The sequence below is a fragment of the Lentzea sp. NPDC060358 genome (assembly GCF_042725365.1).
Lineage (GTDB): Bacteria > Actinomycetota > Actinomycetes > Mycobacteriales > Pseudonocardiaceae > Lentzea.
Map to the genome: position 1 here is coordinate 1 of NZ_JBHXCW010000200.1, position 14332 is coordinate 14332.

14 protein-coding genes are annotated in these 14332 nt (G+C 71.1%); 11 read left to right on the plus strand and 3 right to left on the minus strand.

All coding sequences use genetic code 11. The annotated features are described in order from the left end of the window. Window positions 1-88 precede the first annotated feature (88 nt). Window positions 89-1273, plus strand: a complete 1185-nt coding sequence (locus ACFWGZ_RS31370) for a multiprotein-bridging factor 1 family protein (protein ID WP_382455198.1) — start codon at window positions 89-91, stop codon at window positions 1271-1273. Here ACFWGZ_RS31370 and ACFWGZ_RS31375 read toward each other — a convergent pair. Next, entirely contained in the window at window positions 1264-4182 is a 2919-nt protein-coding gene (locus tag ACFWGZ_RS31375; protein ID WP_382455199.1) for a tetratricopeptide repeat protein, read from the minus strand. The genes ACFWGZ_RS31370 and ACFWGZ_RS31375 overlap by 10 nt on opposite strands. 149 nt (window positions 4183-4331) lie before the next feature. Between ACFWGZ_RS31375 and ACFWGZ_RS31380 the strand changes: the two genes are divergently transcribed. Beyond that, window positions 4332-4904 (plus strand): VWA domain-containing protein, encoded by a 573-nt coding sequence (locus ACFWGZ_RS31380; protein ID WP_382455200.1) that lies wholly within the window; start codon window positions 4332-4334, stop codon window positions 4902-4904. 89 nt (window positions 4905-4993) lie between these two features. Next, window positions 4994-5923 (plus strand): hypothetical protein, encoded by a 930-nt coding sequence (locus ACFWGZ_RS31385; protein ID WP_382455201.1) that lies wholly within the window; start codon window positions 4994-4996, stop codon window positions 5921-5923. Here ACFWGZ_RS31385 and ACFWGZ_RS31390 read toward each other — a convergent pair. Further along, on the minus strand, window positions 5918-6319 hold the full coding sequence (locus tag ACFWGZ_RS31390; RefSeq protein WP_382455202.1) for a PPOX class F420-dependent oxidoreductase: 402 nt from the start codon (window positions 6317-6319) through the stop codon (window positions 5918-5920). The two genes, ACFWGZ_RS31385 and ACFWGZ_RS31390, sit on opposite strands and share 6 nt — an antisense overlap. 139 nt (window positions 6320-6458) lie before the next feature. Between ACFWGZ_RS31390 and ACFWGZ_RS31395 the strand changes: the two genes are divergently transcribed. The 6 genes from ACFWGZ_RS31395 (at window position 6459) to ACFWGZ_RS31420 (ending at window position 11653) form a co-directional block, all read left to right on the plus strand. Next, a complete protein-coding gene (locus tag ACFWGZ_RS31395) occupies window positions 6459-6593 on the plus strand; it encodes a hypothetical protein (protein WP_382455203.1) in 135 nt (44 codons plus the stop codon). An 89-nt stretch (window positions 6594-6682) separates the two neighbouring features. After that, the gene (locus ACFWGZ_RS31400) at window positions 6683-7804 is read left to right on the plus strand and encodes an ABC transporter substrate-binding protein (RefSeq protein ID WP_382455204.1); all 1122 of its coding nucleotides are present in this window, start codon (window positions 6683-6685) and stop codon (window positions 7802-7804) included. After that, the gene (locus tag ACFWGZ_RS31405) at window positions 7801-8718 is read left to right on the plus strand and encodes an ABC transporter permease (RefSeq protein ID WP_382455205.1); all 918 of its coding nucleotides are present in this window, start codon (window positions 7801-7803) and stop codon (window positions 8716-8718) included. The genes ACFWGZ_RS31400 and ACFWGZ_RS31405 overlap by 4 nt, the downstream gene beginning before the upstream one ends. After that, window positions 8706-9488, plus strand: coding sequence for an ABC transporter permease (locus tag ACFWGZ_RS31410; protein ID WP_382455206.1), 783 nt, complete (start codon window positions 8706-8708; stop codon window positions 9486-9488). The genes ACFWGZ_RS31405 and ACFWGZ_RS31410 overlap by 13 nt, the downstream gene beginning before the upstream one ends. A 6-nt stretch (window positions 9489-9494) precedes the next feature. After that, entirely contained in the window at window positions 9495-10523 is a 1029-nt protein-coding gene (locus ACFWGZ_RS31415) for an ABC transporter ATP-binding protein (RefSeq protein WP_382455207.1), read from the plus strand. Continuing rightward, entirely contained in the window at window positions 10520-11653 is a 1134-nt protein-coding gene (locus tag ACFWGZ_RS31420; protein ID WP_382455208.1) for a low temperature requirement protein A, read from the plus strand. The genes ACFWGZ_RS31415 and ACFWGZ_RS31420 overlap by 4 nt, the downstream gene beginning before the upstream one ends. Here ACFWGZ_RS31420 and ACFWGZ_RS31425 read toward each other — a convergent pair. After that, window positions 11635-12771, minus strand: a complete 1137-nt coding sequence (locus ACFWGZ_RS31425) for a hypothetical protein (protein WP_382455209.1) — start codon at window positions 12769-12771, stop codon at window positions 11635-11637. The two genes, ACFWGZ_RS31420 and ACFWGZ_RS31425, sit on opposite strands and share 19 nt — an antisense overlap. 70 nt (window positions 12772-12841) lie before the next feature. On the opposite strand from ACFWGZ_RS31425, the gene ACFWGZ_RS31430 reads away from it, so the two are divergent. After that, the gene (locus tag ACFWGZ_RS31430) at window positions 12842-13237 is read left to right on the plus strand and encodes a VOC family protein (protein ID WP_382455210.1); all 396 of its coding nucleotides are present in this window, start codon (window positions 12842-12844) and stop codon (window positions 13235-13237) included. Then, window positions 13238-14332 (plus strand): MFS transporter (locus ACFWGZ_RS31435; protein WP_382455211.1); only part of this gene is annotated, 1095 nt, incomplete at its 3' end.

The window sequence follows — 14332 nt, forward strand, 5'->3', positions numbered from 1 at the left end:
GCCCCGGCCAATGGTGAAAATGGCCGGGGCGATTGCGCGGCGAAGATTGTGCTGATGTACTCGTTTGACGCCGGAGTTGGAGGCAGTCGTGGCTGAAACGTTTGGTGAACAACTGCGCGAACACCGCATCGCCGCCGGGCTGTCGATGGGGCAGCTGGCGAAGCTGATCCATTACAGCAAGGGGTACCTCAGCAAGATCGAGAACGATCTCAAACCGCCGACGCCGACCGTGGCGCGGTTGTGCGACGGCGTCCTCGACGTCGGCGGGCGGCTCGTCGAGGCCGCGGCGCGCAGCGGTCCGGCGCTCGGGCGCCGGCAGGTGCTCGTGGCGGGCACGATGCTCGGCGTCGGGGCGCTCACGGGTGGCGGGGCGCGACCGGTGCCGGACGAGCAGGTGATCGCGGGCATGCGCACGTCGTTCGAGCAGCTGCGCGAACTCGGTCTGCGGACCAGCCCGGTGGTGGTCCTCGAACCGCTGAAGGCGTTGCACCACACCGTGCACGGACTCGCGCGGGAGAACACGGGCCCGGTCGGCACCCGGTTGCTGCTCCTGGCCGCCCGGATCGCCGAGTACACCGGCTGGATGAGCCAGGAGGCCGGCGACGAGCCGAACGCGTTGTGGTGGACCAGGCAGGCCTCGGAACTGTCGCGCGCGGCGGGCGATCCGGACATCACCGCCTACGCGTTCGTCAGGGAGGCGGGCGTCGCGCTCTACCGGCAGGACGCCCCGAGCACGATCGGCCTGGCCCAGCAGGCGCAGTGGATCGGCAGGGCCGGCTCGCGCGTGCTCGCGCTGGCCGCGCGCCGCGAGGCGCAGGGACACGCCCTCGCCGGGGACCGGTACGCCGCCGAGAGCGCGTTCGGCCGCGCCGCGCAGCTGATGGAGTCCGCGGCGCAGGACAGCCCGTACCCCGCGCTCGGTTCCAGCGCCCCCGATCCCCTCGAGCTGGCGAGGGGATGGGCGTTGTCGGACCTGGGGCTCAACGCCGAGGCGGCCGCGGTGCTCGACCGGCAGCTCGCGTCGGTGCCCGCCGGCTCACGCCGCACCAGGGCCAGGTTCGGCACGCGGCGGTCGCTGGCCCACGCGTTGTCGGGCGAGGTCGAGCAGAGCTGCCGCACCCTCGCCGACACCTTCGGCGACGTCGCGCACGTCGACTCCGCGACGGTGCGGACCGACCTGCGGCAGCTGGCCAGAACTCTCGGCCGGTGGCACAACCACGGCACCGTGCGGGAGGTCTACCCCGAGCTCAAGCGCCTGCTGGCTCACCGCTGACCGCAGGCGCAGGCCAGCACCGCCCGTTCGGCCCGCACCTCCTCCGCCTCCGGCTGGCCGAGCTCGGCGAACACCGCCTCGGCGGCCTGCCAGTGCTCGACCGCCTCGGCGTGCCGGCCGAGCGCGTGCATCGTCCGCGCCACCCCGATCTCGCCGTGGGACCGGTGGGTGCGGTTGCCCGTGCCGGTCGCGCGGTCGACCAGCTGCTGGTAGAGCCTCAGCGCCGCCGGCCGGTCGCCCGCGTCGCTCGCGGTGGCGGCCTGGTCGCGGCACAACCGCGCGGCCAGGTCCGCGTCGTCGAGTCCACCGGCGGCCTCGGACGCGAGCCGGTGGTGGTGCAGCGCCTCGGGGAACTTCCCGGCCAGCCGGTACGCGTCGGCGATGTTGGTCAGCGCGTACGCGACCACGACGGCGTCCCCCAGTTCCTCCGCGATCTCGTGCGCCTCGAAGTGGTCGGCGATCGCCTCGTCCAGCACGCCCAGGTGCTGCCGGATCGCACCCCGGTTGTTGAGCGCGTGGGCCAGACCGCGCTGGTGACCGATCTCGCGGAGGATCTCCACGGCCGTGCTGTGGTGCCGCAGCGCGAGCTCGTGCTCGCGGTGCTGCTCGTGCAGGTACCCGAGCTGGCTCAGCGCGTGCGCCTGGCCCCGCCGGTCGCCGCACTGCTCGTACTTCTCCAGCGCGGACTCGAACTGCGCGATCGCTTCGCGGTGCCTGCCGAGCTGCATGGTGCAGAGGCCGACGGTGCACAGGCTCGTCGCCTCGCCGCGCACGTCGCCGAGCTCGCGCCACCGGAGCAGGGACTGCTCGGCGAGGCCCAGCGCCTCGGTGTGCCTGCCGAGTCGGTCCTCGGCGGTCGCGAGGCGGAGCAGCACGTGCGCCTCGCCGTAGGGGTCGTGCGCGGTGGAGAGGACGTCCCTGGCCAGTTCCATGGCCTCGACCCAGTCCGCGAACCGGTTCGCGGTGTGGTGGTGCCGCCAGACCAGCACCGCCAGCCGCCACGCGTGGTCGACCAGGCCGTGCGTGCCCGCGTGCCTGATCGCGGCGGACAGGGTGTCGCGCTCGGTGTTCATCCACGACACCGCCCGGGCCCTGTCGTCGAACCGCAGGCCGAGCGGGCTCGTCCGGTCCGCGCACGGCTGGTTGGCGCGGTCGAACGGGTACGCGGTGCCGACCGCGTTCGCGAGGGTGACGAGGTAGAAGTCGAGCAGCCGGAGCTGCGCCGCGGCGGCTTCGGACGGCTGGGCGGCCGCGAACTCCTTGATGGAGTCCAGCACGCGGTAGCGGTCGGGGGCGACCTCCTCCAGCAGGCAGACCTCGTGCAGGTCGTGGAGCACCCGGCGGGCGCCGGCGACGTCGTCACCGATCAGCGCCGCCGCGCCGACAACGTCCACGTCGGGGCCGGTGAGGTGGCCGAAGAGGCGGAACGCGTGCCGCTCGCGGTCGTCCAGCTGCTGGTAGGACACGAGGATCGCGGCGCTGTCCTCCCGCCACGCACCGCTGTCGTCCATGAGCCCGAGCAGGTGGTCCAGCGACCACCTGTCGTGCTTGCGCAGCAACGCGGCGGCGACCGTGATCGACACCGGCAGGTAGCCGCACCGCTTCACCAGCCCGGCCACGTCCGCCGTCCTGCCGTGGACGCGGGCATGACCGGTGAGCCTCTGGAACAACGTGGACGCGTCCTCCGGCGGCATCGGTGCCAGCCGGACGTGCTCGCTGATGTCCGGCTCGCCCATCCTCCTGCTCGTGACGATGGCGAAGCAGTCGCGCGTCTCGGGCAGCAGCGGCCGGATCTGTTCGGGCGAGGTCGCGTCGTCCAGGACCACCAGGGTTCTCGTGCCGTAGAGCTGGGACTGGTAGAGACTCGCCTTCCGCCCCACGGTGTCGGGGATCTGCTCCACGGGCGTGCCCAGCTCGGTGAGCAGCTGGGTCAACGCGTCCGAGACGGACATCGGTGCCACGTTCGGCGTGAAACCGTTGAGCCGCACCAGGATCTGGCCGTCCGGGAAGCGCTGGCGGAGGCGGTGCGCGGCCTCGACCGCCAGCCCGGACTTGCCCGTGCCGTGCGCGCCGCTGATCCACACCGCACGTCGTTCGTCCGAACCGGAGGCGGCCGCGGCGATCGTGGCCAGCTCGCCGGCCCTGCCGGTGAACCCGCCGGGCCGCGACGGCAGCGAGCTGACCGGAGCGCCGCGCTCCGCCAGGGCCGCGAGCTTGCGCAGCGCCGATCCCGGTTCGTAGCCCGCTTCTTCGAGTGCGTCGCAGGTCGTCTTGTAGACCCGGATGGCGTTCACGCCGTCGCCGCCCGCGATCAGTGCCCGCATCAGCAGTTCCGCGTACCGCTGGCTGGCCGGATCGGTCGGGAGCGCACGGCGCATGCGGTCGCGTGCGGACCGGTGGTCACCGATGACGAGCTCCAGTTCGGCGAGATCTCCCACCGCGTCGCCGTAGCTCTCCGCCGGCGAGATCACGGAGACGCCGCCGACCCGGTCGATGTCGATGTCCTCCAGGAACAGCCCGCGCCACAGGCCGACGGCGGTCCGCAACAGGTCGACGGCGCGGTGCTGGTCGTCGTCCTGCACGGCTCTCGCCGCCTCCTCGCACAGGCGGCCGAACCTCACCGCGTCGATCCGGTCGTCGTCGATGCGCAGCACGTACCCGGTGGGCGTCGTCTCGATCTCCGCGTCGGTGGGCTCGAACGCGGTGCGGAGTCTCTTGATGTAGCTGCGGACCAGGGTCCGGCGGTCGGGCTTGCCGGGCCACACGATCTCGGTGAGCCGTTCGGGTGACACGGGTTTGTTCGCGTGCAGCAGGAGCACGACGAGGACGAACCGTTGCTGCAGGTCCCCGAGGGGGATGCGGGTCTCCCCGTGCCATGCTTCCAGCGGACCCAGCATCCGGAACTCCACACGGTCCTCCTCGGTGTCGGCACTCCTGTCTGGGTGGAATGTCGCGCGATGCGCCGCCGACGTGTCGATGTATCCCCTTTTTGTCCACGTTTGATCAACGCGATCCGATAACGGTGGTCCCGTCAGGCAAAGTGCCGAGGGGGAGATCGATGGTGCCCGATGTGTTGCCCTGCTACATCGTCTGCGACGTCTCGTTCTCTATGAACGACCACCTCGACGAGGTGAACGCCGGGATGCGCGAGTTCCGCGGTGTGGTGCACGCGGAACGGCGGCCCGCGGCGCAGGTCCGGCTCTGCGTCGTGGTCTTCGCGGACAGACCGCTGGTGATGCGGCCTCTCACGCCGGCACTCGACCCGGCGGAGCCGATCCGGCCGCGGCAGGAGTCGGGGTCAGACTTCGGGGCGGCGCTCACGCTCGTGCGCACCGTCATCGAGCGCGACGTGGAAGTGCTCAAGGCGCAACGGGTCGGGGTGCGGCGCCCGGTGCTGTTCTTCGTCTCCGACGGAAGGGCGACCGACCAGACCTGGCCGGAGGCGCTGGAACGGCTCACCGGGACGGCGTCGTGCCCGGAGATGGTCGCGTTCGGTCTCGGCGTCGTCGACCAGCAGGTGCTCGACCGCATCGGCACCTCGCGGGTCTTCCTCGGCCGCGACGGTGTGCGGCTGGGCATCGCGCTGGCGTCGTCGGTGGCGCGGACGGTCCTGCGGCCGGACCACGTGTGACGGATCCACGGCGTGTCCACTTCTCGTCCACACGGCCGACGCACCCTTGCTCCGCCGCACGTGAACGGGCACGAGGAGGGAGAGCGGAGATGACGGCGAACCTGGTCCGCGAGTTGAAGACCCTGCGCAAGGGACGGGGTGTGCACGCCCCGAGGCTCTTGGAGAAGATCGGTCCGGCACTGGCCGCCTCGTGCGGGATCACGGGCAACGACGGGTCCGTCACCGCCAGGCAGAAGCTGGTCACCCGGCTGAGCGAGCTGGTCGAGCAGCTGCCGGAGGACCTCCAGCTGCCGGCGCGGGCGGCGTTCGGCCTCGCCCCCGAAACCCGGCAGCCGCTCTACGGGGAGCGCGTCGCCCGGGTCGCGGCGGAGATCGACCGCGACGCCCGCACCGTGCGCCGCCGCGTCGACGACGCGGTCGACCACCTCGCCGACCTCGCGGCCACCACGACCCGCCGCGACGTGGGCGACTGGCACGTCGCGGAACTGGCCGTGGCGGTGACGCTCGACCACGGCCAGCCCGAGGTGCTGGAGCGCTACCAGGTCGTCGCCGACCACGACGGCGTCGGCTCGATCGAGTTCTCCTCCGTGTTCCCCGCGCGCTCGCGGGACGTGGACGTGCACCTGCTGTACGGGGGCACGCTGCAGAGGAGGAACGGCCTGGAACGGCCGGGCTTCACGCTCGTGACCGCCGAGCCGCTGATGCGCGGGCAGACGCACGACTTCGCCATCCGCTACCGGCTGCTGAGCCGGGACGCCATGCACCCGTGCGTCCTGCACGTGCCGGAACGGCCGTGCGACACCTTCGACCTGCGCCTGCGGTTCGAGCGGGACAGCAAGCGGATCGTGCGCACGTTCGACGGGGTGCTGATGCGGTCGGACGGCGAGCCGGGCGGGATGCAGCGGGCGGTGGACCGGGCGGGGGAGGTGCACCTGCGGTTCCGCCGGCTGCTGCCGGGGCTGCTGTACGGGGCGCGGTGGGGCGGCTCGGCCCTGTGCTCGGCCCGCCGCGCCTCATGACCTGCGGGGCTCGTACCAGGCCTCGCCCACCGGCTCGCCCGCCATGTTCCACGCCCACGCCCTGGTCGGCGTGATCCGGCTGTAGAAGCCGGGGCCGACCAGGCCGGTGCGCTCGACCGGGTCGTCGGCCGTGCCGTAGACGCGGATCGCCCGCGCGATGAAAGGTGTCAGCGACACGAGGTCGTCGACCAGCAGGCAGACCTGGCGGCGGCCCGCGGTGATGTTGCGGAACTTGCGGGTGCGCAGGACCTGGTCGCCGGTGCCGCCCACCCAGAAGTGGGTGCCGTCGTGCTCGAAGGCCAGCGGCACCACGTCGGGGCCGCCGTCCTCGTTGGTCGTGGCCAGGCGGGCCAGGGGCTGGGAACGCAGGTAGGCGATCTCCTGTTCGGTGAACATGCCGCTCATACGAACAGGAGGCGGCGTTCTCGACCACTCGGGCCGCGTGACTCACCGGTTGTCACCCCGAGGCGGGCGACCTCGCGGCGGCTCGGCGGGCGGTGGTCGCGGATCCACTTGGAGCGGTGCGCGGCGGCTGGTGGGACTGCCGGTGGACGAGTTCGTCCACAAGCGACGGCACCTGACCACGGCGCTCGTCCACGTCGACCCCGGCACCGGGATCGGGCCCCGGCACCTCGGCGAAGCTCGGAAAGCATTCAGCAGCAACCTGTGAGCCACCGAGAATTCACGGTTGGAGTCGAGAAGGTCTCAACCGGCGCGGCTGGCTTGACAACGAAAGCTTTTCGCGCGAATCCTCCGCCTGTGCTGAAGCGAGGGAACGTCACCACGAAACTGATCGGTGTCGGCGCGTTGGTGCTGGCTGTGGCGGCCTGTGGCGCCCCGCCCGCCAAGGAGGCGCCGGCCGGTGCCGCCGGGACCGCCAAGTCCGCCGCCGAGTTCGGCGGCATGGACAAGCTGGTCGAGGCCGCGAAGAAGGAGGGCAAGCTCAACGTCATCGCGCTGCCCCCGGACTGGGCGAACTACGGCGAGATCATCAAGGCGTTCGAGGCGAAGTACGGCGTCAAGGTCGACTCGGCGCAGCCCGACGCGTCGAGCCAGGAGGAGATCAACGCCGCGAAGCAGCTCAAGGGCAACGACCGGGCTCCCGACGTGTTCGACCTCGGGCTGAACGTGGCGCTCGCCAACAAGGACCTGTTCGCTCCCTACAAGGTCAGCACGTGGGACGACATCGCCGCGGAGCTCAAGGACGCGGACGGCGCCTACTACGGCGACTACGGCGGCTTCATGTCGATCGGCTACGACGCCGCCAAGGTGCCGGCGCCGGCGAGCGTGAAGGACCTGCTCAAGCCCGAGTACAAGGGCAAGGTCGCGCTCAACGGCGACCCGACGCAGGCCGGTGCGGCGTTCTCCGGTGTCGTGATGGCGGCGCTGGGCAACGGCGGTTCCGCCGACGACATCGCGCCCGGTGTCGAGTTCTTCAAGCAGCTCAAGGCGGCCGGCAACTTCCAGCCGGTCGACCCGTCGCCCGCGACGATCGAGTCCGGGCAGACGCCGGTCGTCATCGACTGGGACTACACCAACGCGGCGCAGACCGAGAAGCTCAAGGGCAAGCTCGACTGGAAGGTCGTCGTGCCGGCCGACGCGCAGATCGGCGGCTACTACAACCAGGCCATCAGCAAGGACGCCCCGCACCCCGCGGCCGCGCGCCTGTGGCAGGAGTTCCTCTACTCCGACGAGGGCCAGAACCTGTACCTGAAGGGCATGTCCCGCCCGGTGCGCCTGGACAAGATGGGCGACAAGGCGGACAAGGCCGCGAAGGACAAGCTGCCGAAGACCGACGGCAAGCAGGTGTTCCAGACGCAGGCGCAGGCCGACAAGGCCAAGGCCGTCCTGACCGCCACCTGGGCCCAGGCCATCGGATGACCGCTGTCGCTCCCGTGGCGACGACCCCCGGCGGTTCCACCAGGATCAAGGGTGGGGCCGCCGGTCGGCCTTCCGCGGCCGCCTGGCTCGTCGCGGTGCCGTTCCTCGCGTTCGCCGGCACCTTCCTCGTCTACCCCACGGTCCTCGTGCTGTTCGGCGCCTTCCAGGACTCGAACGGCGCGCTGACCCTCGACAACCTCACGACGTTGTTCACCGGTGTCGTCTTCGACGCCTTCGTGCGCAGCATCGAGCTCTCCGCGCTCACCGCGGTCATCGGCGCGATCTTCGGCGCGCTGCTGACCTGGGCGGTGGCGGTCGGCAACCCGGACGGCATGCTGCGCCGGGTCGTCGTCGCGGGCAGCGGTGTGCTCGCGCAGTTCGGCGGGGTGCCGCTCGCGTTCGCGTTCCTCGCGACCGTCGGCTTCGAGGGGCTCGTCACGAAGTTCCTGCGCGACAACGCCGGCATAGACCTGTTCGCGGGCAGCGCGTGGCTGTTCGAGCTGCCCGGGTTGACGCTCGTCTACACGTTCTTCCAGATCCCGTTGATGGTCATCGTGTTCCTGCCCGCGCTCGACGGTCTCCGTCCGCAGTGGCGCGAGGCGAACGCGAGCCTCGGCGGTACGAGTTGGACGTACTGGCGGCACGTCGGCGGGCCGATCCTGCTGCCGCCGTTCCTCGGCGCGCTGCTGTTGTTGTTCGCCAACGCCTTCAGCGCCTACGCCACGGCCGCCGCGCTCGTCTCGCAGGGCAGCCCGATCGTTCCGCTGCAGATCCGCGGGTTCCTCACCGGCGAGGTCGTGCTCGGCCAGGAGAACCTCGGCAAGGCGCTGGGCCTCGGCATGGTGGTCGTCGTGAGCATCGCGATGGGCGTGAACGTGCTGCTGCAGCGGAGGGTGGCCAAGTGGGTTCGGTAGTGAAGCAGCGCGTCCTGCGCACGGTCGTCCTGCTGGTCCTCGGCGTCTACTTCCTGCTGCCGCTGATCGCGATGGCGGAGTTCTCCACGCGGGGCAGGGAGGGCAGCCGCAGCCTCGAGTCGTGGACGTCCATCATCGACGACGACGGGCTGATGGAGGCGCTCGTCAACTCGTTGCTGCTGTCGGTCACGAGCGCGGTGCTGATGCTGGTGCTGCTCGTGCCGACGATGGCGTGGATCCGGTTGCGGCTGCCGCAGTTGCAGCGGCTCGTGGAGTTCCTGTGCCTGCTGCCGCTCGCGATCCCCGCGATCGTGCTGGTGGTCGGCATGGCGCCGCTCTACGCGTGGGTGAACTACTTCCTCGGCGACTCGCCGCTGACGCTGACCTTCGCGTACACGATCCTGGTGCTGCCGTTCGCCTACCGCGCGATCGACGCCGGTCTGTCCGCGATCGACCTGAAGACCCTCGCCGAGGCCGCGCGCAGCCTCGGCGCGTCGTGGGTCATGGTGCTGTGGAAGGTCGTCGTGCCGAACATCCGCGTCGCGCTCATCGGCGCGTCGCTGCTGAGCGTGGCGTTGGTGCTCGGCGAGTTCACCATCGCGTCGCTGCTCAACTTCGACACGTTGCAGGTGCAGGTCAACCTGCTCGGCAAGCGCAACGCGGGTGTGTCCATCGCGGTGTCGTTGCTGTGCCTGCTGTTCGCGTTCGTCCTCTTGTTCGCACTCTCGTATGTCGGCCAACGGCGCCGTCAGACCGTTGTCGAGGAGTAGTCAGACATGGGTCATCTGGAACTCAAGGGACTGCGCAAGTCCTTCGGCGGCAACGTGGCGCTGGACGGTCTCGACCTGGAACTGGCGGAGGGCGAACTCGTCAGCCTGCTCGGCCCGTCCGGCTGCGGCAAGACGACGGCGCTGCGCATCGTCGCGGGCTTCGAGACCGCCGACTCCGGCACGGTCACCGTGGGCGGCAAGGACATCACGAAGGTCCCCGCCAGCAAGCGGGACATGGGCATGGTCTTCCAGGCCTACAGCCTGTTCCCGAACATGACCGCGGCGCAGAACGTCGCGTTCGGCCTCAAGCTGCGCAAGGGCGACACCAAGCGCGCGAACGAGCTGCTCGAACTGGTCGGGCTCGCGCACCTCGGCGGCCGCTACCCGCACCAGATGTCGGGTGGCCAGCAGCAACGCGTGGCGCTGGCGCGCGCCCTCGCGATCCAGCCGCGCGTGCTGCTGCTCGACGAGCCGCTGTCCGCGTTGGACGCCAAGGTCCGCGTGACCCTGCGCGACGAGATCCGCCGCATCCAGACGGAGCTCGGCATGACGACGCTGTTCGTCACGCACGACCAGGAGGAGGCGCTCGCCGTCTCCGACCGGGTCGGCGTCATGTCGCACGGCCGGCTGGAGCAGCTCGACACCCCGTCCGTGGTCTACCGCGAGCCGAAGACGGCGTTCGTGGCGCAGTTCGTCGGCGTCACGAACTCGGTGGAGGCCAAGGCGGAGGGCCAGACCGTCGTGATCAACGGCGTCACGGTGCCCGCCGAGCACGACCAGCCGTCGGGCAGCGACGTGCGCGTCATCGTCCGTCCGGAGGACATCGGGGTCGCCGCCCACGACGGGGTGGAGGGGAAGATCGTCGGAGACGTGCTGACGCAGTCGTTCCTGGGGCCTGTCACGCGGATCTCTGTCAGAGTGGGCGAGCAGGTCCTGCGGGTCGACCAGCCGTCGAACCAGGCCGCGGCCTACCAGCCCGGCACGCAGGTCGCACTCGACCTCAGCGAATCAAGGATCATGGTGGTACCGGGATGATTCGAAAGCTCCTCGCGCGCGACACGGCGGAGGCCCACCGGGTCGCGACGCCGTTGGAGCTGTTGTTCGACCTGAGCTTCGTGGTGGCGGTCGCCCAGGCCGCCGCCTCGTTGCACCACGCCGTCTCCGAGAACCACGCCGGCGCCGGGCTGATGGCGTTCTGCATGGCGTTCTTCGCGCTCTGGCTGCCGTGGCTCAACTTCACGTGGTTCGCGAGCGCGTTCGACAACGACGACACGCTGTACCGGATCATCACGATGCTCCAGATCGCGGGCGTGCTCGTGGTCGCGTCCGGTATCCCGGCGGTCTTCGAGCGCCAGGACTACCGGATCGTCGTCGGCGGGTACGTCGTGATCCGGCTCGCGATGGTCGCGCACTGGCTGCGGGCGTCGCGCGACAACCCCGAGCACCGGGGCTGCACCCGCCGCTACGCCGGTGGGATCGCGTTCATGCAGGTGCTCTGGGTGTTGTGGGTGCTCGTCGCGCCGCCCGCCGTGCAGATCCCGCTGTGGGTGCTGTTCATGATCGGTGAGCTGCTGGTGCCGGCCTGGGCGGAACGCGCGTCGGCCACGACCTGGCACCCGCACCACATCGCCGAGCGGCACGGCCTGTTCACGCTGATCGTGCTCGGCGAGTCGATCCTCGCGGCCACGCTCGCGTTCCAGAAGGGCTTCGACAGCGGCGTCAACCTGATCTCGCTCGCCGCGGCCTCACTGGTGATCGTCTTCTCGGTGTGGTGGATCTACTTCGAGGCGCCGGCCCGGCTGCTCGACCTGAAGAGGGCGTTCCTCTGGGGGTACGCGCACCTGTTCATCCTCGGCTCGATCGCGGCGCTCGGCGCCGGGCTCGCCGCGTCGGTCGACTACGACCTGCACATCTCGCACGCGCCGGGCACGACCGTGGCCGCGTTCACGACCGTGCCGCTGGCGGTGTTCTTCCTCTTCGTCTGGTACGTGCAGGACTGCCCCGGCGAGGACGGGCCGCGGAAGTACCTGCTGCCGCTCGGGGCGGTGGCGGTGCTCGCGGCGACGTTCGGCCCGGCACCCATCCACGTCACGGCGGGGATCGCGCTGGTGCTGGTCGTCGCGACCCGGCTGGTGCAGGGGACTCCTCAGCGCGTCGAGGCGTAGGCGCGCAGGGCTTCCTTCTCGGTGGGCAGTCCGTACGCGCGCAGGTGCTCGTTCAGGTTGACGAGCCAGATGCCCTCGATGCCGGTCAACGCCTCGACGATGCGGCGTTGGCGCGAATCCAGTGCGGTGTAAGGGGTTCCGGGCGTCAGCGCGCCGTCGGGGAACGCCAGCCGCAGGACCTCCCGCAGCACCGGGAACACCGCGAGGCCGGTCAGTCCGGGCAGCCGTGCGACCAGCACGTCGAACACCCGGTCCGCGTGCCGGTCACCGGTCTGGCGCAGGGCGAGGGCCGCGTACCCCGCGAGGTCGCCGTCCAGGAACGGAACCTCCTCGGTGCGGCCGAGCGAGCCGGCCGCGACGGTGAGCAGCTCCTCCACGACGTCGTCGGCCGCGTCCGGGCCGGCCAGCGCGATCGCGGCACCCCAGCGGGCCAGCGGCCGCGGGTCGCCGAGCGCCACCACGGGACGCCCGCCGAGCAGCCCGATCGCGACGGACGCCGCCGCCACCGCGGCGTCGTCCCCGGTGACCTCCGCCAGGGCGCGCAGGCTGCCCGGTGCCTCCTCCGGGAACCAGGCCAGCGCGTACGCGGCCATCACCGGTTCGACGTCCAGCAGTGACCGGAACAGCGGCACCCCGGCGCGGACCGCGTCGTAGGCGGTGACCCAGAAGTGCGCGAACACCCTGGCCTGGTCGTCCTCGTCGAGGCCGTACAGGTAGTCGCTGTTGCCCTCGTCCTCGTCGAAGTCCTCGTCACCGGGCTGCGGACCGGCCGCCAGCACGGCGTCACCCCCGGCGGCGAGCCGGCGGTTCTGCGCGACCGGGAGGCCGCCGGGCAGCCAGTTCTCGTCGTACCCGGTGACGATCGCGACCAGCAGTTCCAGGACCTCCCGCCGCTCGATGCCCGCCGCCAGCACCTCCAGCAGGAACGGCACCGCGTGGGCGGTGGCCTTGTACACCGTGCCCTGGTGGTAGATGTTGCCGTACAACTGCTTCAGCGCCTTGCCGCGGTCGCCGGCGTCGGATGACGCGAGGGCGCGCAGCTGGTCCGGCACGTCGCCGGCTGTTCCGTAGGCGTGGGTCAGCCGCGACCAGTCCACCTCGTCGAGTCCGTTCAGCACGGGCGCCATCCTGTCAGCCTTTTCGCCGGGTTCGCCTCGTTCTGACATGCGGAGTGAAATGATCGTCACCATGACCGGTGTCCGTGAGCTCCGCCTGGTCGTCACCGCCGACGACTACGAAGAAGCCCTCCGTTTCTACCGAGACGTCCTCGGGCTCGAGCAACGGGCGGCGTTCGCGTCCGACGGCGGGCGGGTCACGATCCTCGAGGCGGGCAGGGCGACGCTGGAGATCGCCGACCCGCCGCACGCGGACTTCATCGACGACGTCGAGGTGGGCAGGCGCGTCGCCGGGCACATCAGGGTCGCGTTCGAGGTCACCGACTCCGAGGGCGTCACCCGCACCCTCGAGGCCGCCGGTGCCGAGGTCGTCGCGGAACCCACGCGCACGCCGTGGAACTCGCTCAACTCGCGGCTGAACGCGCCCGCCGGGCTGCAGCTCACGCTCTTCCAGGAGCTGGGCGAGTAGATGACGATCTCCGCTGCCGGGTACCGCGACCTCGCGAACCGGGACGTGCTCGCGTGCGCCGTCGTCACGGTCGCCGCGAAGCTGCCGATGTCCATGACGCCGCTGATGATGGTGTTCCTGACCAGGGGGCTGCCCGGCGGGTACGTGCTCGCCGCGTCTCTGGTGGCCGTCCACGTGCTGGGGGAGATCCTCGGCGCGGCGCTGCTCGGGCTCTTCCTGGACCCGTCGCGGATGCGCGGGCAGCTGTCGGTCGGCCTGCTCGTCGGCGCGGCCGCGTTCACGACGCTGGCGCTCACCACGAACGTGACGGTGCTGGTGATCGCGGCGTTCATCGCGGGTGCCGGGCCGTCGACGACGCCGGGCGGGCTGCGGGCGATGCTGCTCGGGCTGGTGCCGGACGCGCTGGTGCCCAAGGCGATGGGCTTCGACGCCATGATCACGCAGGTCGTGTGGGCGGTCGCACCGGCGCTGGTCACGGTGCTGGCGCTGAGCGTCGACCGGCGCGCACCGGTCGTGGTGTCGGTCAGCCTGGTCGTCGTGGCGGCGTGGCTCGTGTTCATCCTGCCGCGCGGGCACGTGACGTCGCGGTCCGGCACGGCGAAGGTGAGCGTGGTGGCGTCGGCGTGGCCGATCTACCTCGTGAGCGCGGCGGCGCTGGCGCAGCTCGCGGTCGCGGAGCTCGTGCTGCCGGCACTGCTCGAGCACCGGGGGATCGGCATCGGCTGGACCGGGCCGCTGCTCACCGGGTTCGCCGCCTGCAGTGCGCTGGGCGCGGTGCTCTACGGCCTCAAGCCGTGGCCGGGCACGTTCCGCACGCAGGGGCTGGTGCTGCTCGTCATCACGGCGACCTGCGTCGGCGCGGTGGCGCTGTTCCCGAACCTGCCGGGGATCACGGGCGCGTTGCTGGCGGCCGGGTTGTTCCAGTCCGGTGTGCTCGTGACGCGCAGCCTCGCGTTGCGCGAACGGCTCCCGGTCGGCGCGCACGCGCCGGGGTTCTCGATGATGTACGCGGTGACCGGCGCGGGCTACGGGCTCACGGCCGTGGTCGTCGCGTGGGCGATGGACGTCGGCTCGCCGGTCTGGGCGGTCTTCGGC

Bases quoted from the DNA above. Each gene is read 5' to 3' on its own strand.
- ACFWGZ_RS31380 (WP_382455200.1), top strand. From the start codon at position 4,332: ATGGTGCCCGATGTGTTGCCCTGCTACATCGTCTGCGACGTCTCGTTC.
- ACFWGZ_RS31385 (WP_382455201.1), top strand. From the start codon at position 4,994: ATGACGGCGAACCTGGTCCGCGAGTTGAAGACCCTGCGCAAGGGACGG.
- ACFWGZ_RS31390 (WP_382455202.1), bottom strand. From the start codon at position 6,319: ATGTTCACCGAACAGGAGATCGCCTACCTGCGTTCCCAGCCCCTGGCC.
- ACFWGZ_RS31405 (WP_382455205.1), top strand. From the start codon at position 7,801: ATGACCGCTGTCGCTCCCGTGGCGACGACCCCCGGCGGTTCCACCAGG.
- ACFWGZ_RS31415 (WP_382455207.1), top strand. From the start codon at position 9,495: ATGGGTCATCTGGAACTCAAGGGACTGCGCAAGTCCTTCGGCGGCAAC.
- ACFWGZ_RS31420 (WP_382455208.1), top strand. From the start codon at position 10,520: ATGATTCGAAAGCTCCTCGCGCGCGACACGGCGGAGGCCCACCGGGTC.
- ACFWGZ_RS31430 (WP_382455210.1), top strand. From the start codon at position 12,842: ATGACCGGTGTCCGTGAGCTCCGCCTGGTCGTCACCGCCGACGACTAC.